The organism is Streptomyces sp. NPDC002520, assembly GCF_053595235.1.
Map to the genome: position 1 here is coordinate 20,733 of NZ_JBSFXG010000044.1, position 23,673 is coordinate 44,405.

Consider the following 23,673-nt stretch of genomic DNA (forward strand, 5'->3'; position numbering starts at 1 on the left):
GCCTTGCTATCCGATGGAGGGCTCTTCGCGCACATCCGGCGCCACCACAACCACCCCAAAATCTGACAATCACCCCATTTTGATTCGCGATTCCGTTGCGCGTTTTCGTACGAGAGGACCCCTTCCCATGGCCGATGCCCCCACCGGCAAGGTGACGTTCGTCGGTGCCGGCCCCGGCGCCGCCGACCTGCTGACGTTCCGCGCCGCGCGCGCGATCGCCGAGGCGGACGTGGTGATCTGGGCGGCGAGCCTGGTCCAGGCGGAGGTCCTGGAGCACGCGCGCGAGGACGCGGAGATCCTGGACTCGGCGACCATGTCCCTGGAGGACGTCGTCGCCGTCTACCGGCGAGCCCACGCGGAAGGGCTGCGGGTGGCGCGGATCCACTCCGGGGACCCGGCGCTGTGGGGCGGCACGCAGGAGCAGCTGGACCGGTGCGCGGAGGTCGGGATCGCCACGGAGGTCGTCCCGGGTGTCTCCTCCTTCTCGGCCGTCGCCGCGCTCGCGCAGCGCGAGCTGACCATCCCGGAGGTCGCCCAGTCCGTGGTCCTCACCCGGCTCGGCGGCGGCAAGACGCCGATGCCGCCCGGTGAGGAGGTGCGCGAGTTCGCCCGGCACGGCACCACCATGGCGATCTTCCTGTCGGCGGCGCGCAGCGGCCAGCTGGTGCGGGAGCTGCTGGAGGGCGGCTACCCGACGGACACCCCGGTCGTCATCGCCCACCAGGCGACCTGGCCGGAGGAGCTGGTCGTGAAGTGCACGATCGGCACGCTGGAGGAGACGGTCAAGGAGCACAAGCTCTGGAAGCACACGCTCTTCCTGGTCGGCCCGGCCCTGGACGCCCACGGCACCCGCTCGCACCTGTACCACCCCGGTCACTTCCACGGCTATCGCAAGGCCGACCCGCAGGCGCGGCGGGCGCTGCGCGAGCGGGGAGCGAGCAGTTGATCACGGTCGTCGGCACGGGCACCCAGGCGGGAGCGCCCGTCCCGCGGGACGTGCTCGCGAAGGCCGCCCTGGTGGTCGGCGGACGGCGTCACCTGGACGCGGTGCAGCTGCCCGAGGGCGCGGAGCGCATCGTGCTCGGGCCGCTGGCGCCCGCCCTGGACGCGATCGCGGAGTACGTCGGCAAGGAGTTGCCGGTGGCCGTGCTGGCCTCCGGCGATCCCGGGTTCTTCGGGATCGTGCGGGCACTGGCCGAGCGGTTCGGGTCCGAGCGACTGGACGTGCGGCCGGGGGTGTCCTCGGTGGCCGCCGCGTTCGCCCGGATCGGGCTGCCGTGGGACGACGCGGTCGTCGTGAGCGCGCACGGGCGTGACCTGCGCACCGCGGTCAACGTGTGCCGGGCGCACCCGAAGACGGCCGTGCTGACCGGGCCGGGGGCCGGGCCCGCCGAGCTGGGGGCGGCCCTCCTCGCCGACGGCGACCGGGTGCTCGTCGTGGCGAGCGCGCTCGGCGATCCGGAGCGCGAGCGCGTGGAGCGGGTGACACCGGCCGAGGCCGCCGCCCGGGACTGGGGTGCGGCGGTGAGCGTGGTGCTGTGCCTGGACGAGGCACGGGCACTCGGCGCCGTGCGCACGGTCGCCGGGGTGCCCGAGCGGCCGGCCGGATGGGCCCTGGACGAGGGCGCGTTCGCGCACCGCGACTCGATGATCACCAAGTTCGAGGTGCGGGCGCTGGCCCTCGCCCGGCTCGGGCCGCGCCCGGGCGACCTGGTGTGGGACGTCGGCGCGGGCTCCGGCTCGGTGGCGGTGGAGTGCGCGCGGCTCGGCGCGGCCGTCGTCGCCGTCGAGAAGACCCCGGACGGGGTCGAGCGGATCCGCGCCAACGCGGACGCGCACGGTGCCGACGTGCGCGTGCTGCACGGCGAGGCGCCGGACGCGCTGTCCGGCCTCGCCGACGACCCCGACGCCGTGTTCGTCGGCGGCGGGGGGCGCGAACTTCCCGCAGTCGTCGAGGCGTGCGCACGGCGGGCGCGGCGGACCGTGGTCGTCGCCATGGCCGCGCTGGACCGGGTGCCGGCGGCGCGCCGGGCACTGACGAGCGCCGGGTTCCACTGCGACGGAGTGCTGCTGCAGTCGTCCCGGCTGGCACCGCTGCCGGGCGACGTGACCCGGCTCGCGGCCACCAATCCCGTTTTCCTGCTGTGGGGCGTGCGGCCCCCGGCATCCAGTGAAGGAGTGACTCCGTGATCGGCCTCATTTCCGCCACCGCGGCGGGGGCGGCGGCGCGCGACCGGCTGGCCGCGGCCTGGCCGGACCGTACGCGGGTGTACGACGGTCCCGTCGGCGCGGCCGTACGGGCCGCGTTCGCCGAGTGCGAGCAGTTGGTGTGCTTCCTGGCGACGGGCGCGACGGTACGGCTGCTCGCGCCGCTGCTCGGTGACAAGGCGACGGACCCGGGTGTGGTGTGCGTGGACGAGGGCGGCCGGTTCGCGGTGTCGCTGGTCGGCGGGCACGGCGGCGGCGCCAACGAACTCGCCCGTGAGGTGGGCGCGTTGCTGGGAGCCGAGCCGGTGGTGACGACGGCGACGGACTCGGTGGGGCTGCCGGGTCTGGACACCCTCGGGTTCCCGTTCGAGGGAGCGGTGGCCTCGGTGTCGCGGGCTCTGCTGGACGGTGAACCCGTCGCCCTGGAGGCCGAGTTGCCGTGGCCGCTGCCGCCGCTGCCCACCTCGCCGCAGGGGTCGTACACGATCCGCCTGACGGACCGGGCGGTCGAGCCGGGTGAGCGGGAGGTGCTGCTGCGGCCCCCGTCCCTGGTGGTCGGCGTCGGCGCGTCCAAGGGCGCGCCCGCCGAGGAAGTGCTCGGGCTGGTCGAGGAGACGCTCCTGGAGGCCGGACTGTCGGTCCGGTCGGTCGCCGAACTCGCCACCGTGGACGCCAAGTCGGAGGAGCCGGGCATCGTGGCCGCCGCCGAGCGGCTGGGAGTACCTCTGGTGACGTACCCGGCCGGGCAGCTGGCGGCCGTCGAGGTGCCCAACCCGTCCGACGCGCCCCTCGCGGCCGTCGGCACCCCGTCCGTGGCGGAGGCGGCGGCGCTGGTGCGCGGAGGCGAACTCCTCGTGCCCAAGCGGAAGTCCGAGCACGCCGACGGCCGGCCGGCGATGGCGACCTGTGCGGTCGTACGGCGTCCGGCGCGCGGGCGGCTCGCGGTGGTCGGGCTCGGGCCGGGCGCCCGGGACCTGCTCACCCCGCGCGCGGCCGAGGAACTGCGCCGGGCCTCCGTGCTGGTCGGCCTCGACCAGTACGTCGACCAGATCCGCGACCTGCTGCGGCCCGGCACCCGGGTGCTGGAGTCGGGGCTCGGCGCGGAGGAGGAGCGGGCCCGTACGGCGGTCGCCGAGGCCCGCGAGGGGCGTGCGGTGGCGCTGATCGGCAGCGGTGACGCGGGCGTGTACGCCATGGCCTCCCCCGCGCTCGCCGAGGCGTCCGACGACATCGACGTGGTCGGCGTGCCGGGTGTGACGGCGGCGCTGGCCGCCGGGGCGATCCTGGGCGCGCCGCTCGGGCACGACCATGTGTCGATCAGCCTGTCCGACCTGCACACGCCGTGGGAGGTCATCGAGCGGCGGGTGCGGGCGGCCGCCGAGGCGGACATCGTGGTCACCTTCTACAACCCGCGCTCCCGGGGCCGCGACTGGCAGCTGCCCAAGGCGCTCGCGATCCTCGCGGAGCACCGGGAGCCGACGACGCCGGCCGGTGTCGTCCGCAACGCCTCGCGGCCGGACGAGTCCAGCCGGCTGACCACTCTCGCGGCGCTGGACCCGGCGAGTGTCGACATGATGACCGTCGTCACCGTGGGCAACACCGCGACCCGGAACATCGCCGGGCGCATGGTGACCCCGCGCGGCTACCGCTGGCAGGAGTCCGCGTCGGCGAGCGGCTCCGCCGCGGGGCAGGAGAGCACGCGGCCGAGCACGCAGGAGGAGGCCCGGTGAACAGGATCGTCCATCCCATCGAGCAGGAGTCCTTCCGGCGGCTGCGCGCCCGCCTGGACACCGCGCACTTCCCGCCGCTGACCAGGGCGGTGGTCGAGCGGGTCATCCACTCCGCCGCCGACCTGGAGTACGCGAACGACCTCGTCATAGACGAGGCGGACCTGGTCACGGCGCACGCCGCGCTGCACGCGGGCGCGCCGGTCGTCGTGGACGTGGAGATGGTCGCGGCCGGCATCACCCGCCGGGACACCGTCTGCCGGCTGAAGGACGCCGGGTCCGGGCCGGGGCTGACCCGTTCGGCGCACGCGATCCGGCTCGCGTACGAGCAGGTCGGGCCCGGGGCGATCTGGGTGATCGGCTGTGCGCCAACCGCCCTGGAGGAGCTGCTGACCCTGGACGCCTCCCCCGCACTCGTCATCGGCCTGCCCGTCGGCTTCGTCGGCGCGGCCGAGTCCAAGGAGGCGCTGCGCGCGAGCGGGCTGCCCGCCGTGAGCAACGTGTCCGAGAAGGGCGGCTCGGCGGTCGCCGCCGCAGCGCTCAACGCCCTGCTGTACCACCCGATTTCCGCGAAGGAGACACCGTGACCACCCCTCCCCCCGCGCTGCTCGTCGCCGGCCACGGCACCCGGGACGAGGCCGGAGCCGAAGCGTTCCGCGACTTCGTACGGGAGCTGGGCCGCCGGCACCCCGAACTGCCCGTCGCCGGCGGCTTCATCGAGCTGTCCCCGCCGCCGCTGGGCGACGCCGTCACCGAGCTGGTGGAGCGCGGGGTGCGGCGGTTCGCGGCCGTGCCGCTCATGCTGGTGTCCGCCGGGCACGCCAAGGGGGACATCCCGGCGGCGCTGACCCGCGAGAAGGAACGGCACCCGGGGATCTCGTACACCTACGGGCGTCCGCTCGGCCCGCACCCGTCGCTGCTGTCGGTGCTGGAGCGGCGGCTGGACGAGGCGCTGGGCGCGGCCGGGCACGACCCCGCGGACCGGGCCGACGTCACCGTGCTGCTGGTGGGGCGCGGGTCCACCGACCCGGACGCCAACGCCGAGGTGCACAAGGCGGCGCGGCTGCTGTGGGAGGGGCGCGGGTACGCCGGTGTGGAGACGGCGTTCGTGTCGCTGGCGGCGCCGGACGTGCCGAGCGGTCTCGACCGGTGCGTGAAGCTGGGCGCCCGGCGGATCGTCGTCCTGCCCTACTTCCTGTTCACCGGGATCCTCCCGGACCGGGTGCGGGAGCAGACCGGCCAGTGGGCCGCGGCGCATGCCGAGGTCGAGGTGTGCTCGGCGGACGTCATAGGACCCGAGCCGGAGCTGCTGGACCTGGTGATGGAGCGCTACGAGGAGGCCGTCAAGGGCGATCTGCGCATGAACTGCGACTCGTGCGTGTACCGGATCGCGCTGCCGGGGTTCGAGGACAAGGTGGGGCTGCCGCAGCAGCCGCACTTCCACCCGGACGACGACGGGCACCACCACGGGCACCACCATCACGGGGGGCACTCCCACAGCCATGCGCACTGAGGACTCCGGGCACACCGGGCACGATCTGCGTCACCACGGGGACGCCGAGGTGCGGGACGACGGGGCCGCGCTGGTCGACCTCGCCGTCAACGTGCGGGCGGACACGCCTCCGGCGTGGCTGCGGGAAGAGATCGCCGGATCCCTGTCGTCGCTCGCGGCCTACCCGGACGGACGGGCCGCGCGGGCGGCGGTGGCGGCGCGGCACGGGCTGCCGGTGGACCGGGTGCTGCTGACGGCGGGCGCGGCGGAGGCGTTCGTGCTGCTGGCGCGGGCGCTGAAGGTGCGCCGGCCGGTGGTCGTGCATCCGCAGTTCACCGAGCCGGAGGCGGCGCTGCGGGATGCGGGGCACACCGTGGACCGGGTGCTGCTGCGGGAGGCCGACGGCTTCCGGCTGGACCCGGCGGCCGTCCCGGAGGACGCCGACCTGGTGGTGATCGGGAACCCGACGAATCCGACGTCGGTGCTGCATCCCGCCGAGGCCGTCGTCCGGCTCGCTCGCCCGGGTCGGACGCTGGTGGTCGACGAGGCGTTCATGGACGCCGTGCCGGGCGAGCGGGAGGCGCTGGCCGGGCGGACCGATGTGCCGGGTCTGGTCGTGCTGCGCAGTCTGACCAAGACGTGGGGTCTGGCCGGGCTGCGGATCGGGTACGTACTGGCTCCTTCGGAGATCGTCGCCGAGTTGGAGCGGGCGCAGCCGTTGTGGCCGGTGTCGACGCCGGCGCTGGCCGCGGCGGCGGCGTGTGTGGCGCCGAGGGCGCTGGCGGAGGCCGCGCACGCGGCGCATCGGATCGCGGCGGACCGCGCCCACCTGGTGACGGGCCTGGCCGCGTTCGCCGACCGGGGTGTACGGGTGGCCGGTCCCGCCGAGGGCCCGTTCGTGCTGGTGCGCGTGCCGGGCGCCGCCGCGGTGCGACGGCGCCTGCGCGAGCTGGGCTACGCGGTACGGCGCGGGGACACGTTTCCCGGTCTGGACGACGACTGGATCCGCATGGCCGTGCGCGACAGGGCCACGGTGAACGGGTTCCTGGCGGGGCTGGAGCGCGCGCTGGGCTGACCCCGCCAGGAGTTCCGTCAGCCCTTGCGGCGGCGTGCCACCGTCAGCGCTCCGCCGCCCACCAGCACCAGCACCAGTGCGCCGCCCGCGATGTACGGCGTCGCCGAGCTGCCGCCCGTCTCCGCGAGGTCGGCTTCGGCTCGGGCGCCCTGGGGTTTCACGGCGGCGGCCGGGTCGTGGCTCGGGACCGGGTTGCCCTTCGGCGGGTGCATGGGCGACTCGCACGTGGCCTTGGCCAGCGTGACCGTCCCTTCCACCTCGGCGACGTTGAGCTTCAACGGGTTGACGGAGACCTTGAGTTCGAGGGCCGTCGCGGCGGCCGTGCGCGTGGTGGTCCGGCGTTGGGAGAGGTCGAGGCGGACCTCGCCGACGCCGGGCACCTTCACCTCGGTGGGGCCGCCGGCGGTGAGCGTGACGCGCTTGCCGAGGACGGTGACGGCGCCGAGGACGTTCGCCGAGGCGACGGGCCGTCTGCCCACTTCGCAGGTCGCCTTGGCGGTCACCGTGTCGGCCTCGATCACGGAGAGCAGGGGCAGGCCCGGCACGTGCAGCCGGGCGTGGACGACACGGACGGAGCCCTCGGCGCTCTTCGACGTCACGGTGGCCTTGGCCGAGGCGACGTCCGCGCCGAGAACCGTGAACGGGCTTCCTCCGTTCACCCCGTCGAGCCGGGCCGACAGCGCGGTCCTGTCGGCGCTGCGCGGCGCCTGGACCTCGTTGAGGGAGAGCGCGAGCGGGACGTTCACGGTCTTGTTGAGCAGGGACACGTCGAGCCCGGTGCGCAGCACGACGGCGGAGGCGCGACCGTGGTCCTCGGTCGCGTGTGCGGCGCCCGCGCCCAGGGCCGCGGGACCTGCGGCGAGGGCGGTGACCGTCGCCACGGCGGCGAGACGGCGTGCGGGCATGCGGAAGTTGTTGCTGTTCAAGGTGGTGGGACCCCCAGACGGAACATGCTTGGGACCCGACAACTGTTACGCACTGAGGGTGAACGGGCGGCAATCCTGAGTTACTTCACTCATTCGTGGATACTCCGCACGTTTCTTCGAAACATTGGGCACACCCGTTCCCCCGCACCCCTAGCCCCTAGCCCCTACGCCCCTCTACTCAACGACGTGCCCGTTCAGGACCACCCGGCGCGGTGCCGCCAACACCCGTACGTCCGCACGGGGATCGGCCTCGTACACGACGAGGTCGGCCGGTGCGCCCTCCTCCAGGCCGGGGCGTCCGAGCCAGGCGCGGGCGCCCCAGCTCGTCGCCGAGAGGGCGTCCAGCGGCGGGATGCCGGCCGTGACCAGTTCCTCGACCTCGGCGGCGACCAGTCCGTGCGCCAGCGTGCCGCCCGCGTCCGTGCCGACGTACACCGGGATCCCGGCGTCGTAGGCCCCGCGCACGGTGTCGTAGCGGCGCTCGTGCAGCCGGCGCATGTGGGCCGACCAGCGCGGGTACCTGGTGTCGCCGCCGGCCGCGAGCCGCGGGAAGGTGGCGATGTTGACGAGGGTCGGGACGATCGCGACGCCGCGCTCGGCGAACAGCGGGATCAGCTCGTCGGTGAGCCCGGTGGCGTGCTCGACGCAGTCGATGCCCGCCTCGACCAGGTCGCGCAGCGAACTCTCCGCGAAACAGTGCGCGGTGACGCGGGCGCCGAGCCGGTGGGCCTCGGCGATGGCCGCCTCGACGGCGTCGCGCGGCCAGCAGGCGGACAGGTCACCGAGGTCGCGGTCGATCCAGTCGCCGACCAGCTTGACCCAGCCGTCACCGCGCCGGGCCTCCTGGGCGACGTACGCGACGAGTTCGTCCGGCTCGATCTCGTGGGCGAAGTTGCGGATGTAGCGCCGGGTGCGGGCGATGTGCCGGCCGGCCCGGATGATCTTCGGGAGGTCCTCGCGGTCGTCGACCCAGCGGGTGTCGGAGGGCGAGCCCGCGTCGCGGACCAGCAGGGTGCCGGCCTCCCGGTCGGTCAGCGCCTGCTTCTCGGCGGTGTCCGCGTCCACCGGGCCCTCGGCGCCCAGACCGACGTGGCAGTGCGCGTCGACCAGGCCGGGCAGCGTCCAGCCCTCGACGGTCCGGACGTCCCGGACGCCGGCGGGGCGGTCGTAGGAGACGCGGCCCCCGATCACCCACAGCTCGTCGCGGACGTCCTCGGGCCCCGCCAGGACCCGGCCCTTCACGTGCAGCACCGCGCGATCGCTCATGTATCGCACCTTAATGAGCCGGGACGCGGTCCCGTTAGTGAGCTACGCCTCTGTCTTGCCCACCTGGTCCGACTTCCCCACCTGGTCCGAGGTCTCCTCCTCCACCTCGGCCATCGCCGGGTCGAGCAGGCGGGACAGGAAGTGGCGGGTGCGCTCGTGCTGCGGGTCGCCGATGACCTGCTCGGGGCTGCCGTCCTCGACGATCACGCCGCCGTCCATGAAGACGACCCGGTCGGCGACCTCGCGCGCGAAGGTCATCTCGTGCGTGACGACCATCATCGTCATGCCGTCCTCGGCGAGGCTCCGCATCACCGCGAGGACGTCACCGACGAGCTCGGGGTCGAGCGCGGAGGTCGGCTCGTCGAAGAGCATCACCTCGGGGCCCATGGCGAGCGCGCGGGCGATGGCCACGCGCTGCTGCTGGCCGCCGGAGAGGGACGACGGGTAGGCGCCCGCCTTCTCGGACAGGCCGACCCGGGCCAGGTTCTCGGCGGCGATCCTCGCGGCCGTCCTCTTGTCGCGCCGAAGGACCCGTCGCTGCGGGAGCGTGAGGTTCTCGGTGACGCTGAGGTGCGGGAAGAGGTTGAACTGCTGGAAGACCATGCCGATCCGGCGGCGGGCGGCGTCGATGTCGACGTCCGGGTCGGTGATCTCGGTGCCGCCGACGAAGACCTGCCCCTTGGAGGGCTCCTCCAGGAGGTTCACGCACCGCAGCAGGGTCGACTTGCCGGAGCCGGACGGGCCGATGACACAGACGACCTCGCCCTGGTTGATCTCCAGGTCGATCCCGCGCAGGACGTGGTTGTCGCCGAAGGACTTGTACAGGTCCTGGACGCGGATCTCGGGGCTGGTCTCCGGGCGGGTCACGTGATCTCCTTCTGGGCCTTGGCCTCCATGCGGCGGGCGACGAAGCCGAGCGGGATGGTGACCAGCAGGTAGCACAGGCCCGCGACCAGGATCGGCGTGGAGTTGGCGGTCGTGCTCGCCAGGTCCCGGCCGAACTTGGACAGTTCGCGCTCCTCCAGGGTCACACCGAGCAGCAGGACGAGGGAGGAGTCCTTGAAGAGCATGATCAGCTCGTTGGTGAGCGGCGGGAGGATGATCCGCACGGCCTGCGGGATGATGATGGAGATCATCGCGCGGGCGGGCGAGAAGCCCAGCGAACGGGCCGCCTCCGTCTGCCCCTTGGGCACCGCCTGGATACCGGCGCGGAAGGTCTCCGCCATGTAGGCGGCGCCGATGAGCCCGAGGCCGAGCGCGGCCTTGCCGTACGTGCCGCCGGGGATCTCGGTGCCCGGGAAGGCCAGCGGCACGGCCACCGCGATGAAGACGAAGATCAGCAGGGCGGGCAGGCCGCGGAAGATCTCGATGTAGACGCCGGCCAGCCAGCGGTAGGGCCCCACCGAGGACAGCCGCATCAGGGCGACGACCAGGCCGAGCACCACGCCGACGGCGAAGCCGGACACCGTGAACAGCACGGTGTTCTTCAGCGCCAGCGTGATGACGTCCGGGAACATCTGCCGGGCGATGGAGCCCTGCGCGAACTGGTTCTGCAGCCGGCCCCAGTCCGCCGTGACCGCCACAGCGATCACGGCGGCGACGAACACGACGTACTGGATGCCGCGCGAGAGCCGGCGCTTCTGCCGCCGGGTCAGGCCCTTCTTCTTCGGGTTCTTCGGCTGGAGTCGTACGTCGAGCTCGCTCATGAGGCGGCGGGAGAGGCCGCGGAGGCGTCGTACGGGCCGATCCACTGCTCGTAGATCTTCTTGTAGGTGCCGTCGGCCTTGGCGGTCGTGAGGGCCTTGTTGATGGCGTCGAGCAGGACCTTGTTGCCCTTCTTGACCGTGAAGCCGTACTGCTCACCGGTCTTGATGTTCTCGACGAGCTTGAACTTGTCCGCGTTGGCCTTGTCCTTCAGCCAGCCCTGGACGACCGGGTAGTCGATGACGACCGCCTGGACCTGGCCGGTGCGCAGGCCGTTGATGACCGCGTCGGAGGACTCGAAGGAGACCGGGTCGTAACCCTTGCTCTTGGCGTAGTCCTCGCCGGTGGTCTGCGCCTGGGCGCCGAGCTTCTTGCCCTTGGCCTTGACGTCGGCGAGCGAGTTGACGCCGCTGCTCTTGTCCACGAGGACGGCCTGGGTGGCCTCGAAGTACGGGTCGGAGAAGTCGACGTTCTTCTTGCGCTCGGGCGTGATCGTCATGCCGGCCGCGGCCAGGTCGCACTGGCCGGAGTTGAGGAACGCGCCGGTCTTGAAGTTCTCGAACGGCGTGTCGTTGATCACCTGCTTGACGCCCAGGTCCTTGGCGACGAGGTCGATGAGGGAGACGTCGAAGCCCTGCACCTTGCCGTCGACCTCCGACTGGAAGGGCGGGTAGGGCAGGTGGGTGCAGGTGGTCAGCTGACCGGCCTTGGCGAGGTGGACCCCCTTGACGGTGGTCTTGCCACTCCCCGAGTCGCTGGAGGAGCAGCCGGCCACGAGCACCAGCCCGGCCGTCGCGGTGGTGGCGGCCAGGATGCGGGTCCGGCGTCCGAGGAGCGTTTTCATGGAGGAAATCTCCCAGTAGAGGGAACTGTCAGTTCCGATTATAAGGATCAGTTTGAGTCTCTCAAACCAAACCCATGATCAAGGACCCCCCCGACTTAAGATCGGTGGAGTTGTCCCCTTGAAGGACCCCCGAACAACTCCCTGAACGACTTCCTGAACGACCTCCTGAACGAAGAGAGCACCGCCGTGACCCACCCCTTCCTCGATCTGCCCCCGCTGAGCGCCGAGCGGTTCGCCGCCATCGAGGACCGGGTGGCACGGCTGCTGGACACGCGGCAGGACGTCGTGATCACGCAGGGCGAGGCGCTGCTGCCGCTGGAGGGCGCGATCCGCGCGGCGGCCGGTCCCGGCACGACCGCGCTGAACGTGATCACGGGCCCGTACGGCCAGACCTTCGGGAACTGGCTGAGGGACTGCGGCGCGACGGTGCACGACCTCTCCGTCCCCTTCCACACGGCGGTGACCGCGGCGCAGATCCGGGAGGCGCTCGCCGAGCACCCGGAGATCGACTTCGTGTCCCTCGTCCACGCGGAGGCCGCGACCGGCAACACCAACCCGGTCGCGGAGATCGGCGAGGTGGTGCGGGAGCACGGCGCGCTGTTCTACCTGGACGCGGTTGCCTCGGTCGGCGCGGAGCCGGTGCTGCCGGACGCGTGGGGTGTGGACCTGTGCGTGATCGGGGCACAGAAGGCGATGGGCGGGCCGGCCGGCGTCTCGGCGATCTCGGTGAGCGAGCGGGCGTGGGCCCGGATGGCCGCGAACCCCAACGCCCCGCGCCGCTCCTACCTGTCCCTCCTGGACTGGAAGGAGCGCTGGATCGACGGTGGCCGCACGGCGCTGCTGCACGCTCCGGCCCAGCTGGAGATGCTGGCGCTGGAGGCGTGCCTGGAGCGGATCGAGGCGGCGGGTCCGGACGCGGTGATGGGCCGTCACCGTAGCGCGGCGCTGGCCGTGCGCGCGGGCGCGGTGGCCCTGGGCGGCGGCCTGGAGCCGTACGTGTACGAGGCGCGGGACGCGGCGCCGGTCGCGACGACCCTGCGGGTGCCGTCGGGCGTGGTGGCCTCCGAGCTGGTGGCCCGCGCCCTCGAGAGCGACCCCGCGCTGCCGCTGGCGGCCGGGGGCGGCGCCCTGGCCAAGGAGATGATCCGGGTCAATCACTACGGTCCCGACGCGACCCCGGCCGCCGTGCACAGCTCTCTCGCGGCCCTGGGCGCGGCTCTCGCCGAGCGGGGTCTCACGGTGGACCTGGCGGCGGCCCGCCGGGCGGCGGACGAGGCCTGGCGCTGACCCGAGCCCTTCACCCGACAGCGGCCCGCGCGAAATGCGCGGGCCGTTTTATTTTCCCGAAATCCGAAATCCAAACAGGGTTTCACCATTCCTTCGAATTCATTCGACGGCAGCTTCCCATATCCTCCTGCCCGCTTTTCGCGAAGCTAAACAACAATGTTTCGCATGGATTTTTCGGCTGTGACACATTCCACATGAGGGGTATTTTGTCACGATTCAAGGTTGGATATTTCAGACATACGACTCAAGCGGACGTCCATCTCGCTCGACGCCGCCGTGCATTTCTGAATTCGCCTCGCTAAATTCCTTCGGCATGACTGCCGCTGCAGCAGACCTGCTCATCGACCGACCGACGACGGCCGACGGGGCCGCACTCTGGCGCCTCGCCAAGGACTCGAAAACCCTCGATCTGAACTCCTCGTACAGCTATCTGCTGTGGTGCCGGGACTTCGCCGGCACCTCGGCGGTGGCACGCGGGGCGGACGGTGAGCCCGTCGGTTTCGTCACCGGGTACGTGCGGCCCGACCGCCCCGGCACCCTGCTCGTCTGGCAGGTCGCCGTCGACGCCGCCCAGCGGGGTCGCGGGGTCGCCGCCGCGCTGCTGGACGGGCTGACCGCGCGGCTCACCGCCGAACGCGGCGTCACCTCCCTCGAGACCACCATCACCCCCGGGAACACCGCCTCCGAGCGGCTGTTCACCTCGTTCGCGCAGCGCCACGGCGCGGACCTCACCCGCGAGGTGCTGTTCCCCGCCGACCTGTTCCCGGACGGCCCGCACGACCCCGAAGTCCTGTACCGGATCGGCCCGTTGCCCCACTGACCAGCCGACCAGCCGACCTGCCGATCCGTCGGTCCGCGGACCCGCGGACCCGTCGCCCCGCCGACCCGCACTCCAGCTCGCTTTGAGGAGCGATTCACCGTGACCATCACCCAGCCCGACCTCAGTGTCTTCGAGACCCTCGAGTCCGAGGTGCGCAGCTACTGCCGCGGCTGGCCCACCGTGTTCGACCGTGCGCAGGGCAGCCGGATGTACGACGAGGACGGCCACGGCTACCTCGACTTCTTCGCCGGCGCCGGCTCACTCAACTACGGCCACAACAACCCCGTCCTGAAACGGGCGTTGATCGACTATCTGTCCCGGGACGGGGTGACCCACGGCCTGGACATGTCGACCACGGCCAAGCGGACCTTCCTCCAGACCTTCCAGGATCTGGTGCTGCGCCCGCGCGATCTGCCGTACAAGGTCATGTTCCCGGGCCCGACCGGCACCAACGCCGTCGAGTCGGCGTTGAAGCTGGCCCGCAAGGTGAAGGGGCGGGAGGCGATCGTGTCGTTCACGAACGCCTTCCACGGGATGTCCCTGGGCTCCCTCGCCGTCACCGGCAACGCCTTCAAGCGGGCCGGTGCCGGCATCCCGCTGGTGCACGGCACACCGATGCCGTTCGACAACTACTTCGACGGCACGGTGCCGGACTTCCTGTGGTTCGAGCGGCTGCTGGAGGACCAGGGCTCCGGCCTGAACAAGCCGGCCGCGGTGATCGTGGAGACCGTGCAGGGCGAGGGCGGCATCAACGTGGCCCGGCCCGAGTGGCTGCGCGCCCTCAAGGAGCTGTGCGAGCGGCAGGACATGCTGCTGATCGTCGACGACATCCAGATGGGCTGCGGCCGCACGGGCGCCTTCTTCTCCTTCGAGGAGTCGGGCATCGCGCCCGACATCGTCACCGTGTCCAAGTCGATCAGCGGCTACGGCCTGCCGATGTCGCTGTGCCTGTTCCGGCCCGAACTCGACGTCTGGGAGCCGGGCGAGCACAACGGCACGTTCCGCGGCAACAACCCCGCGTTCGTCACCGCCACCGCGGCCCTGGAGACGTACTGGACCGATGGCTCGGCCATGGAGAAGCAGACCCGGACCCGCGGCGAGCAGGTCGAGCAGGGGCTGATCAACATCACCGAGGAGAACCTCGCCGACGTCAAGGAGTACCGCGGACGCGGTCTGGTGTGGGGCCTGGAGTTCCACGAGAAGGAGCGGGCCTCCCGGATCGCCCGGCGGGCCTTCGAACTCGGGCTGCTCATCGAGACGTCCGGACCGCAGGGCGAGGTCGTCAAGCTGCTGCCCGCCCTCACCATCACCCCGGACGAGCTGGACGAGGGCCTGAGCGTCCTGGCCCGCGCCGTCCGCGAGACCGTCTGACACCGGTCGCCGAGGAACCGGAACCGGCACCATCCACCGAGGAGGAAGCACAGCACCGTGATCGTCCGATCGTTCAAGGACATCGAAGGCACCGACCGGCATGTGAGGGCGAAGTCCGGCACCTGGGAGAGCAAGCGCATCGTGCTCGCCAAGGAGCGCGTCGGCTTCTCCCTGCACGAGACCGTCCTGTACGCAGGCACCGAGACGTCGATGTGGTACGCCAACCACATCGAGGCCGTCGTCTGCACCGAGGGCGAGGCCGAACTCACCGACCACGAGACCGGGAAGACGCACACGATCACCCCCGGCACCATGTACCTGCTCGACGGGCACGAGCGGCACACGCTGCGCGTCAAGGAGGACTTCCGCTGCATCTGCGTGTTCAACCCGCCGGTCACCGGACGGGAGGACCACGACGAGAACGGCGTCTACCCCCTGCTCACCGAGCCCGAGGAGGTGTGAGGCAACGATGACCACCGTCACCGACCTGTACCCCAGCCGCGCCACCACCGAGGTGACCACCCCCCGCAAGGACCCGGTCGTCTGGGGCTCCCCGGACACCCCCGGCCCGATCCCGGCGTCGGACCTCACGTCGTACGAACGCGACGGCTTCCTCGCCGTCGAGCAGCTGATCACGCCGGACGAGGTCGAGGTCTACCGGCGCGAGCTGGACCGGCTGGTCGCCGACCCGGCGATCCGCGCCGACGAGCGCGCGATCGTCGAGCCGCGGTCGCGGGAGATCCGCTCGGTCTTCGAGGTGCACCGGATCAGCAAGGTGTTCGCGCGGCTGGTGCGCGACGAGCGGGTGGTCGGCCGGGCCCGGCAGATCCTCGGCTCGGACGTGTACGTCCACCAGTCCCGGATCAACGTCAAGCCCGGTTTCGGCGCGAGCGGCTTCTACTGGCACTCGGACTTCGAGACCTGGCACGCCGAGGACGGCCTGCCCAACATGCGTACGGTGTCCGTCTCGATCGCGCTGACCGAGAACCACGACACCAACGGCGGGCTCATGATCATGCCGGGCTCGCACCGGACGTTCCTGGGCTGCGCCGGGGCCACACCGACGGACAACTACAAGAAGTCGCTGCAGATGCAGGACGCCGGCACGCCCTCGGACGAGGCGCTGACCAAGCTGGCGAGCGAGTACGGCATCAGGCTGTTCACCGGCCCGGCCGGCTCGGCGACCTGGTTCGACTGCAACTGCATGCACGGGTCCGGCGACAACATCACGCCGTTCCCGCGCAGCAATGTCTTCATCGTGTTCAACAGCGTGGAGAACGCCGCGGTGGAGCCGTTCGCGGCGCCGGTGCGCCGGCCGGAGTTCATCGGGGCCAGGGACTTCACCCCCGTGCGGTGAGGTGACAGATGCCGCGTCAGGGGCCTCCGTAAGGTGGGACAGCCCGGAGGCCCCTGACGCATGTCACAGCGCCGGGTAGAGATGCTGCAGCGGCTGGAGCAGGCCGGGCACGTACGGCGGCTGCCGGACCCGGCGGACCGGCGCGCGGTGCTGGTGGAGGCGACGGATTCGGGCACCCGGCTGCTGGCCGAGGTGGAGCGCGTGTGGAGCGTGCTGGAGGAGGAGAGCCTCGCCGGGCTGGCCCCGGCCGAGCGCGAGCAGCTGCTCACACTGCTCGGCCGGGTCGAGGCCAACCTGTGCGATCGGAACGCGGCACGGGGCCGACCGGACCGCGCGGACTCGTCAGGCGGACAGCGCGTTCAGCAGCCGGTCCACGTCGGCGGGCGTGTTGTACAGGTGGAACGCCGCGCGCAGGTTGCCGGCGCGGTTGGAGACCTCGATGTCCGCACGGCTCAACTCGGGCTGGCGGTCGCCGAGTCCGGGCACCGAGACGATCGCCGAGCCGGGCGCGGGCACGGCCGCGTGACCGAGGGAGGCGAGTCCGTCCCGGAACCGGTCGGCGAGGGCCACGTCGTGCGCGTGGACGGCGGCCGGGCCGAGTTCCTCCAGCAGTTCCAGGGAGCGCCGCAGGCCCGCGAAGGTGAACAGGGCGTGGCTGAGGTCGAACCGCCTTGCGGAGTGGGCGAGTTCGGCGACCGGGCCGTAGCAGCTCTCCCAGGGCTCCTCGCCGGCGGCCCAGCCCGCGAGCACCGGCGTCAGACCGCCGAAGTCCTCGGGGACCGTGAGGAAGGCCGCGCCGTGCGGGCCCAGCAGCCACTTGAAGGAGACGGTGGCGGTGAAGTCGTAGGCGCTCGCGTCCACCGGCAGCCAGCCGGCGGCCTGGGAGCAGTCGACGTAGGTGCGCGCGCCGTGCGCGCGGGCGGCCTCGCGCAGAGCGGGCAGGTCGGCGACGCGCCCGTCGGCGGACTGGGCGGCGCTGACCGCGACGAGCGCGGTCCCCGGCCGGACGGACTCGGGGATCCGCTCCAGCGGCACCGCGCGGACCTTGAGGTCGCCGCGGACGTGGAACGGGTTCAGCACGGAGGTGAAGTCGTCCTCGGCGGTGAGGACTTCGGCGCCGGCCGGCAGGGAAGCGGCGATCACCCCGGTGTGCGCGGCGACGGAGGCGCCGGCGGCGACCCGGCCGGCGGGGACACCGGCGAGGCGGGCGTAGGCGGCCCGGACGGCCTCCACGTCCTCGTAGAGCGGGGTCAGGGGCCGGCCCGCGGCCCGCAGCAGCGCCGCCTCGTTGAGGGCGGCGACGGTACGGGCGGGCAGCAGGCCGTTGCTCGCGGTGTTCAGGAAGGTGTTCTGCGGGGTGAACTCGGCGCGGACGAGGCTCTCGAACGTCTCCGTGGTCTCCATGGGTCCACTCTGCGACCCAGGGACCTGGCAGTCCATCGCGTATTTATGAGCAGATGCGCTTAGGAACGCTTATACGTCCGCGCCGAGCTGCGGTTTCCCGGTCCTGCGGTTGCTCAGCCCTGCGGCACCGCGCACCCGTCCGGGCCACAGGCCGCCCCGTCCCCCTGGCCGGCCTGGTCCAGCAGCTTCAGCGGGGAACGCTCGCCCCAGGCCTGGGTCAGCGCCTGGGTGAAGACCTCGGCGGGCTGGGCGCCGGAGACGCCGTACTTGCGGTCCAGCACGAAGAAGGGGACACCGTTCGCGCCGAGCTGGGCGGCCTCGCGCTCGTCGGCGCGGACCTCGTCGGCGTAGGCGGTGGGGTCGGCCAGCACACCGCGGACGGTGCCGGCGTCCAGGCCGGCCTCGACGGCCAGCTCCACCAGCCGCTCGTCGCTCTCGGCGAAGACGGACCGTTCCTCGGCGAAGTTGGCCCGGTAGAGGATCTGGATCAGCTCGTCCTGCCTGCCCTGCTCCTTGGCGAGGTGCAGCAGGCGGTGCATGTCGAAGGTGTTGCCGTGGTCGCGGCCCCGGGTGCGGTAGTCCAGGCCCTCGGCGGCGGCCTGGGCGCCCAGGTTGTCCTCGCCGGCCTGGGCCTGCGCCTCGCTCATGCCGTACTTCTTCGTGAGCATGGTGATCACCGGCTGGGTGTCGCCCTTGGCGCGGCCCGGGTCCAGCTCGAAGGAGCGGTGCACCACCTCGACCTCGTCGCGGTGCGGGAAGGCAGCCAGCGCCTTCTCGAAGCGGGCCTTGCCCACGTAGCACCAGGGGCAGGCGATGTCGCTCCAGATCTCGACGCGCATGTCTTCGGCTCTTCTCCAGGTCGTACGGGGACGGAGGATCTCTCCCCCCAGTACGTGAACGTTCAAACAGGCGTGTTCATTCCCCGGACACGGCGAAGCGCAGGACGAGGTGGTGGTCGCCCTCGGCGGGCGGGTTCTCCGGGTCGGGGAGCCAGCCCTGGCGGGCGTAGAAGGCCTGGGCGCGCGCGTTGTCCACGTGCACGTCGAGGACGGCCGTGCGCCTGCCGTCGGCCCGCCACTGCTCCTCGCAGGCCGTGTGCAGGGCCGTGCCGAGGCCGGAGCGCCAGCGGCCGGGGTCGATGTGGAACTGGAACAGCTTGACCGTGTCCGCGGGTGCGCCGTCCGGGGTGCGGAAGGAGGCGATGCCCACGATGCGGCCCTGCTCGACGGCGCACAGCACATGGGCGTCGGGGCGCGCGATGGAGGTGCGCCAGGCCTCCACCCAGTCGACGTCGGTCGGGGGAAGCCCGTCCGGATAGTAGGTGGAGCGCGCCCGGACGTGCAGATCGGCGATGTCCTCGGCCTCGGCGGGCAGGGCGGTGCGGATCACCCGGGCACCGGTCACACGTGCACTGATCATGCAACGGAGGACGCCGCGGGGCCCGTTCCGGTTGCGTGGCGCTCGCCCTCGCCCGCCGCCGCCCGGATCGTCAGCTGCCGTCGCGCAGGTCGTCCGGCCAGGTGTCGCGGAACTCGATGTGGTCGTACGTCACCACACAGCCCTCGCCGAGCGGCGACTGCGTCATGAACCCGACCAGCGCCGCTCCCGTCTCCTTCTCGTCGCCGAGGGTGAACAACCGCACGAAGGTCCAGCGTTCCCCGTCGCGCGAGGCGTGGAAGGCGAGCGCCCGGCCGGTCCTGCTGACCCGCAGCCACACCGAACTGCCTTCCACGGTGAAGGAGTTCGCGTCGTCGGAGTGCCCCCGGGTGACCACGGTGCAGATGGTGGGCACGTCCGGGGAGTACTCCAGACAGAGCTTGGCCCACGCCCGGTCGCCGACATGGACGTACAGCACGCCCGCGTCGAAGGAGGCACGGAACCCCACCGTGACGCGGGCGATCAGCTGGAAGTCGCCTTCGGGCGCCCCGAGCAGCCGGGGCGCGTCGGCGGCGGGGTCCAGGGCTTCCCCGGCCGGCGGCACGAACCGGTCCTGCCGGGGGCCCGCCCATCCCGTGAGCACACCGTCCTCGTACGACCAGTGCCCGTCGGGTCCGTAGGTGCGAAGGGCGAAGGGCAGTTCGGGAAGTTCCACGTCCATCGCCCCATCATCGCAGGGTGGCCTGCCCGCCTACCGCTCCAGGACCCCGTTGAACCTTCGGGGCAGCCCCAGCGGGTTGTCGTCGCGCAGTTCCCTGGGCAGCAGGGCCTCGGGCGCCCCCTGGTACGCCACCGGCCGCAGCCACCGCTCGATGGCCGTCCCGCCCACGGACGTGGACATGGAGGTGGTCGCCGGATAGGGCCCTCCGTGGTGCTGGGCCGGCGCCACGGCGACGCCCGTCGGCCATCCGTTCACCACCACGCGCCCGGCGAGCGGCGTCAGTTCGGCGAGGATCTCCGCGCCCCGCCCCTCCCCCGCGGCCTCCGCCGAGGACATCTGGACGGTCGCGGAGAGGTTGCCCGGCAGCCGCGAAAGGACCGCCGAGACCTCGGCCTCGTCGTCGTACCGCACCACCACGGTCACCGGCCCGAAGCACTCCTCCAGCAGCAGGTCGTACGCCCCGCCCTCGGCCAGCCTCGCCGCCGGCACGGTGAGGAAGCCCGCGCTGACGGTGTGCGCGCCGCCCGCCCCCGGGGTGACCGGGGACTCCACCTCGGGCAGCCGGCCCCGTTCGGCGACGCCCGCGACGAAGTTGTCCCGCATGCGGTGGTCGAGCAGCACTCCGGCCTCGGTGTCGCTGACCGCGTCGGTGAGCGTCTTGACCAGCCCGTCGCCCGCCGCGCCGGACGGCACCAGCACGAGGCCGGGCTTCACGCAGAACTGGCCGACTCCGAGGGTCATGGACCCGGCGAGCCCGGCGCCGATCGCCTCCGCCCGCTCGGCCACGGCCGCCTCGGTCACCACGACCGGGTTCAGCGAGCCCAGTTCGCCGTGGAACGGGATCGGCACCGGGCGCGCGGCGGCCGCGTCGAACAGGGCCCGTCCGCCCCGCACGGAGCCGGTGAAGCCGGCGGCGGTGACCAGCGGATGCCGGATCAGCTCGACGCCCGCGTCGAAGCCGTGCACGAGGCCGACGACGCCCTCCGGGATGCCGTGCTCGGCGGCGGCCCGGCGCAGCACCTTGGCGACCAGCTCGGACAGGGCCGGATGGTCGGGGTGGGCCTTGACGACCACGGGGCAGCCCGCGGCCAGCGCGCTCGCGGTGTCGCCGCCGGCGACGGAGAAGGCGAAGGGGAAGTTGGAGGCGGAGTAGACGGCCACGACACCGAGGGGGACCTTGTAGCGGCGCAGGTCCGGGACGGGTGGGGTGGGGGTGTCGTCGGGGTGGTCGATGACGACGTCCAGGAAGGCGCCCTCGTCGACGATGTCCGCGAAGGAACGCAACTGGTAGGTCGTGCGGGCGAGTTCGCCGGTCAGCCGGACCGGGCCGAGGGCGGTCTCTGCGTCGGCGGTCTCGATCAGACCGTCCTTGGCCGCGTCCAGGCCGGCGGCGGCCGAGCGCAGGAAGGCGGAGCGGACCGCGCGGTCGGCGAGGGCGCCGCGCGCCGCGTGCGCCGCCCGGACGGCCGCGTCCACCTCCTGCGCTGTGGCCTCCACCGCAACCTGTTCCCGCTGCTTCCCGTTGCGCGGGTCGACACTCCAGACTGGTGATGCTGCCACCGCGGGTCCCTCCCAGTGAGGCCGTACTTTCGAGGTCGATCGTCAGTTGCGTTCGATATACTGAACGCCGTCTCTGATGATGAATTTGCTGCTCGGAGACTATATATCGAGGTCCTCGTCGAACGAAGGGGTCAACGGCGATGTCGGCAGGCGAGACAGGCGGCGGGGCGCAGGTCAAGTCCGCGGTGCGGACCGTGGAGTTGCTCGAGTACTTCGCAGGCCGGCCCGGTATGCACTCCCTCGCGGCGGTGCAGGAGGCCGTGGGTTACCCCAAGTCCAGCCTGTACATGCTGCTGCGCACGCTCGTGGAACTGGGCTGGGTGGAGACGGACGCGACGGGCACGCGCTACGGCATCGGGGTGCGGGCGCTGCTGGTCGGCACGTCCTACATCGACGGCGACGAGGTGGTGGCCGCGGCCCGGCCGACCCTGGACCGGCTCTCCGACGACACCACGGAGACCATCCACCTGGCCCGTCTCGACGGCACGAACGTGGTCTACCTGGCCACCCGCCAGTCCCAGCACTACCTGCGCCCCTTCACCCGCGTCGGCCGCCGCCTGCCCGCCCACTCCACGTCCCTCGGCAAGGCGCTGCTGGCCACGCACACCGACGAGCAGGTCCGCAAGCTCCTCCCGGAGACCCTGCCGGCCCTGACGGAGCACACGATCACCGACCGCGAGGAACTCATCGAGGAGCTGCACCAGGTCCGCGAGCAGGGCTTCGCCGTCGACCGCGAGGAGAACACGCTGGGCCTGCGCTGCTTCGGCGTCGCCATCCCGTACCGCACCCCCGCTCGGGACGCCATCAGCTGCTCGGTGCCGGTGGCCCGCCTCACCCCGGCCCACGAGCAGATGATCAAGGACGCCCTGTTCGACGCCCGGGACCGGCTGACGCTCGCGACGCGGCGGCTCTGAGTCTGCGCCCTTTCCGAGTCTTGGCCTTTTCCGAGTCGTCATCTTTTCCGAGTCGTCGTCTTTTCTGAACATGGGATGAGAAAGCGGGCGTGCGGGAACGTTCGCACCCGTTCCACTCGTCTTCATCAGCGGCATGAACAAGACGATCAGGCGGGCGTCCGTCTTCGCGCTGCTGCTCGTGCTCGCTCTGCTGGTCAGGGCGACATGGGTGCAGTTCTACGACGGCAAGGCCCTCGCGGACGACAACGACAACCGCCGGAACGCGATCGAGACGTACTCCAGGCCGCTCGGCAACATCATCGTGGCGGGGAACTCGATCACGGGCTCGGCTCGGACGAAGGGCGGCGATCTCGCGTACAAGCGCACGTACACGGACGGTGAGCTGTACGCGCCGGTGACCGGCTACGCCTCGCAGGCCTACGCCCCGACCCAGCTGGAGGGCATCTACAAGGACCTGCTCAACGGCACGGACAGCCGGCTGAAGACCGTGCTGGACACGGTGACCGGCAAGCGCGCCGACCCGGGCAACGTGCTCACGACCATCAACCCCGCCGTGCAGAAGGCCGCCTACGAGGCGCTCGGCAACACGAAGGGCGGGGCCGTCGCCGTCGACCCGAAGACCGGCCGGATCCTCGCCGTGGTGTCGACGCCGTCGTACGACCCCTCGCAGCTCACCGACGCGAACACGGCCGGGTCCGCCTGGCAGCGGCTCAACGCGGACAAGGACAAGCCGCTCACCAACCGGGCGCTGCGCCAGCCGCTGCCGCCGGGCTCGACGTTCAAGCTGGTCGTCGCGGCGGCCGCGCTGGAGAACGGGCTGTACGAGAACGTGGACCAGCACACCAGCAGCCCCGACCCGTACACCCTGCCGGGCACGACGCGGCCGCTGGAGAACGAGAACCGGTCGGCCCCCTGCGAGAACGCCTCGATCCGGGTCGCCCTCCAGTACTCCTGCAACAACGTCTTCGGCAAGATGGCCGTCGACCTCGGCCAGGACAAGGTGAAGGCGATGGCCGAGAAGTTCGGCTTCGACGACCAGGAGCAGGACGTGCCCGTGCGGGCCTACACCAGCGTCTACCCCTCGGGCATGGACAAGGCGCAGACCGCCCTCTCCGGCATCGGCCAGTTCGACGTCACCGCGACCCCGCTCCAGATGGCCATGGTGTCCGCGGCCATCGCCGACGGCGGCAAGCTGGTCTCGCCGCACATGGTCTCGCGGATCACCGACAGCGGTGGCTCGGTGCTCGAGGACTACGACGACAGCGCGGACAGCCGCCAGATCATGGACTCCCACACGGCCGAGCAACTGCAGTCGGCCATGGAGACGGTGGTGAAGGAGGGCACCGGTACGAACGCGCTGATCGACGGGGTGACCGTGGGCGGCAAGACCGGTACCGCCCAGCACGGCGAGAACAACAGCAAGACGCCGTACGCCTGGTTCACCTCGTACGGCAAGTCCGACAGCACCGGCAAGGAGGTCGCCGTCGCGGTGATGGTGGAGCAGTCGGACGCGGCCCGCTCGGAGGTCAGCGGCAACGGGCTGGCCGCGCCGGTGGCGAAGGCGATGATGCGGGCGGCGTTGAAGTAGCCACCGGGAGGGGGCGGTTCGGCGGAACCGCC

The 23,673-nt window shown here is 71.9% G+C and carries 23 protein-coding genes and 1 pseudogene; 14 read left to right on the top strand and 10 right to left on the bottom strand.

Annotated elements, in window-relative coordinates:
* Positions 1-127 precede the first annotated feature (127 nt).
* From cobM to cobC, 6 genes are read left to right on the top strand one after another with little or no spacing between them, the layout of a single operon-like run.
* Positions 128-946 carry a precorrin-4 C(11)-methyltransferase gene (gene cobM, locus ACWD5D_RS38285; RefSeq protein ID WP_451377422.1) on the top strand — a complete coding sequence of 273 codons (819 nt, stop codon included), beginning with the start codon at positions 128-130 and terminating at the stop codon, positions 944-946.
* A complete protein-coding gene (cbiE, locus tag ACWD5D_RS38290; protein WP_451377423.1) occupies positions 943-2,190 on the top strand; it encodes a precorrin-6y C5,15-methyltransferase (decarboxylating) subunit CbiE in 1,248 nt (415 codons plus the stop codon). The genes cobM and cbiE overlap by 4 nt, the downstream gene beginning before the upstream one ends.
* Positions 2,187-3,938 (top strand): precorrin-3B C(17)-methyltransferase, encoded by a 1,752-nt coding sequence (gene cobJ, locus ACWD5D_RS38295; RefSeq protein ID WP_451377424.1) that lies wholly within the window; start codon positions 2,187-2,189, stop codon positions 3,936-3,938. Before cbiE ends, cobJ begins: the two co-directional genes overlap by 4 nt.
* Positions 3,935-4,522 (top strand): precorrin-8X methylmutase, encoded by a 588-nt coding sequence (locus ACWD5D_RS38300; protein ID WP_451377425.1) that lies wholly within the window; start codon positions 3,935-3,937, stop codon positions 4,520-4,522. Before cobJ ends, ACWD5D_RS38300 begins: the two co-directional genes overlap by 4 nt.
* Positions 4,519-5,448: a sirohydrochlorin chelatase gene (locus tag ACWD5D_RS38305; RefSeq protein ID WP_451377426.1), complete on the top strand. Its 930-nt coding sequence runs from the start codon at positions 4,519-4,521 to the stop codon at positions 5,446-5,448. Before ACWD5D_RS38300 ends, ACWD5D_RS38305 begins: the two co-directional genes overlap by 4 nt.
* Positions 5,438-6,502 (top strand): Rv2231c family pyridoxal phosphate-dependent protein CobC, encoded by a 1,065-nt coding sequence (cobC, locus tag ACWD5D_RS38310; RefSeq protein ID WP_451377427.1) that lies wholly within the window; start codon positions 5,438-5,440, stop codon positions 6,500-6,502. Before ACWD5D_RS38305 ends, cobC begins: the two co-directional genes overlap by 11 nt.
* A gap of 17 nt (positions 6,503-6,519) precedes the next feature.
* Here cobC and ACWD5D_RS38315 read toward each other — a convergent pair whose 3' ends face one another.
* From ACWD5D_RS38315 to ACWD5D_RS38335, 5 genes are all read right to left on the bottom strand, one after another.
* Positions 6,520-7,428: an SCO1860 family LAETG-anchored protein gene (locus ACWD5D_RS38315; RefSeq protein ID WP_451377428.1), complete on the bottom strand. Its 909-nt coding sequence runs from the start codon at positions 7,426-7,428 to the stop codon at positions 6,520-6,522.
* 174 nt (positions 7,429-7,602) lie between these two features.
* Positions 7,603-8,694: an amidohydrolase family protein gene (locus ACWD5D_RS38320; protein WP_451377429.1), complete on the bottom strand. Its 1,092-nt coding sequence runs from the start codon at positions 8,692-8,694 to the stop codon at positions 7,603-7,605.
* 42 nt (positions 8,695-8,736) lie between these two features.
* Entirely contained in the window at positions 8,737-9,561 is an 825-nt protein-coding gene (locus tag ACWD5D_RS38325; protein WP_451377430.1) for an amino acid ABC transporter ATP-binding protein, read from the bottom strand.
* Positions 9,558-10,400 (bottom strand): amino acid ABC transporter permease, encoded by an 843-nt coding sequence (locus tag ACWD5D_RS38330; RefSeq protein WP_451377431.1) that lies wholly within the window; start codon positions 10,398-10,400, stop codon positions 9,558-9,560. Before ACWD5D_RS38330 ends, ACWD5D_RS38325 begins: the two co-directional genes overlap by 4 nt.
* Positions 10,397-11,242 (bottom strand): transporter substrate-binding domain-containing protein, encoded by an 846-nt coding sequence (locus tag ACWD5D_RS38335; RefSeq protein ID WP_451377432.1) that lies wholly within the window; start codon positions 11,240-11,242, stop codon positions 10,397-10,399. Before ACWD5D_RS38335 ends, ACWD5D_RS38330 begins: the two co-directional genes overlap by 4 nt.
* A 186-nt stretch (positions 11,243-11,428) precedes the next feature.
* Between ACWD5D_RS38335 and ACWD5D_RS38340 the strand changes: the two genes are divergently transcribed.
* From ACWD5D_RS38340 to ACWD5D_RS38365, 6 genes and pseudogenes are all read left to right on the top strand, one after another.
* Positions 11,429-12,529: a pyridoxal-phosphate-dependent aminotransferase family protein gene (locus ACWD5D_RS38340; protein ID WP_451377433.1), complete on the top strand. Its 1,101-nt coding sequence runs from the start codon at positions 11,429-11,431 to the stop codon at positions 12,527-12,529.
* Between the two features lie 313 nt (positions 12,530-12,842).
* Complete coding sequence (gene ectA, locus ACWD5D_RS38345) at positions 12,843-13,349, top strand: diaminobutyrate acetyltransferase (RefSeq protein ID WP_451377434.1); 507 nt, start codon at positions 12,843-12,845, stop codon at positions 13,347-13,349.
* A gap of 99 nt (positions 13,350-13,448) precedes the next feature.
* On the top strand, positions 13,449-14,720 hold the full coding sequence (gene ectB, locus ACWD5D_RS38350) for a diaminobutyrate--2-oxoglutarate transaminase (RefSeq protein WP_451377435.1): 1,272 nt from the start codon (positions 13,449-13,451) through the stop codon (positions 14,718-14,720).
* A 57-nt stretch (positions 14,721-14,777) separates the two neighbouring features.
* The gene (locus ACWD5D_RS38355; protein WP_451377436.1) at positions 14,778-15,182 is read left to right on the top strand and encodes an ectoine synthase; all 405 of its coding nucleotides are present in this window, start codon (positions 14,778-14,780) and stop codon (positions 15,180-15,182) included.
* Positions 15,183-15,189: 7 nt separating this feature from the next.
* Positions 15,190-16,077, top strand: coding sequence for an ectoine hydroxylase (gene thpD, locus ACWD5D_RS38360; RefSeq protein ID WP_451377437.1), 888 nt, complete (start codon positions 15,190-15,192; stop codon positions 16,075-16,077).
* Positions 16,078-16,155: 78 nt separating this feature from the next.
* Positions 16,156-16,389 (top strand): annotated as a pseudogene (locus ACWD5D_RS38365) (MarR family winged helix-turn-helix transcriptional regulator); the annotation flags it as partial.
* Between the two features lie 30 nt (positions 16,390-16,419).
* On the opposite strand, the gene ACWD5D_RS38370 reads toward ACWD5D_RS38365, so the two are convergent.
* The 5 genes from ACWD5D_RS38370 to ACWD5D_RS38390 all read right to left on the bottom strand — a co-directional run bounded on the left by ACWD5D_RS38370 (position 16,420) and on the right by ACWD5D_RS38390 (position 21,139).
* Entirely contained in the window at positions 16,420-17,481 is a 1,062-nt protein-coding gene (locus tag ACWD5D_RS38370) for an aminotransferase class V-fold PLP-dependent enzyme (protein ID WP_451377438.1), read from the bottom strand.
* A gap of 113 nt (positions 17,482-17,594) precedes the next feature.
* Positions 17,595-18,320: a DsbA family oxidoreductase gene (locus ACWD5D_RS38375; protein WP_451377439.1), complete on the bottom strand. Its 726-nt coding sequence runs from the start codon at positions 18,318-18,320 to the stop codon at positions 17,595-17,597.
* Between the two features lie 76 nt (positions 18,321-18,396).
* Complete coding sequence (locus ACWD5D_RS38380; RefSeq protein ID WP_451377440.1) at positions 18,397-18,900, bottom strand: N-acetyltransferase family protein; 504 nt, start codon at positions 18,898-18,900, stop codon at positions 18,397-18,399.
* A gap of 70 nt (positions 18,901-18,970) precedes the next feature.
* On the bottom strand, positions 18,971-19,579 hold the full coding sequence (locus ACWD5D_RS38385) for a DUF1349 domain-containing protein (RefSeq protein ID WP_451377441.1): 609 nt from the start codon (positions 19,577-19,579) through the stop codon (positions 18,971-18,973).
* 30 nt (positions 19,580-19,609) lie between these two features.
* Positions 19,610-21,139, bottom strand: a complete 1,530-nt coding sequence (locus ACWD5D_RS38390) for an aldehyde dehydrogenase (NADP(+)) (protein ID WP_451377442.1) — start codon at positions 21,137-21,139, stop codon at positions 19,610-19,612.
* A 140-nt stretch (positions 21,140-21,279) separates the two neighbouring features.
* Here ACWD5D_RS38390 and ACWD5D_RS38395 point away from each other — a divergent pair, with 140 nt between their 5' ends.
* Together ACWD5D_RS38395 and ACWD5D_RS38400 are read left to right on the top strand one after the other, a co-directional pair.
* The gene (locus ACWD5D_RS38395) at positions 21,280-22,053 is read left to right on the top strand and encodes an IclR family transcriptional regulator (RefSeq protein ID WP_451377443.1); all 774 of its coding nucleotides are present in this window, start codon (positions 21,280-21,282) and stop codon (positions 22,051-22,053) included.
* 133 nt (positions 22,054-22,186) lie between these two features.
* The gene (locus ACWD5D_RS38400; protein ID WP_451377444.1) at positions 22,187-23,641 is read left to right on the top strand and encodes a peptidoglycan D,D-transpeptidase FtsI family protein; all 1,455 of its coding nucleotides are present in this window, start codon (positions 22,187-22,189) and stop codon (positions 23,639-23,641) included.
* Positions 23,642-23,673: the final 32 nt, after the last annotated feature.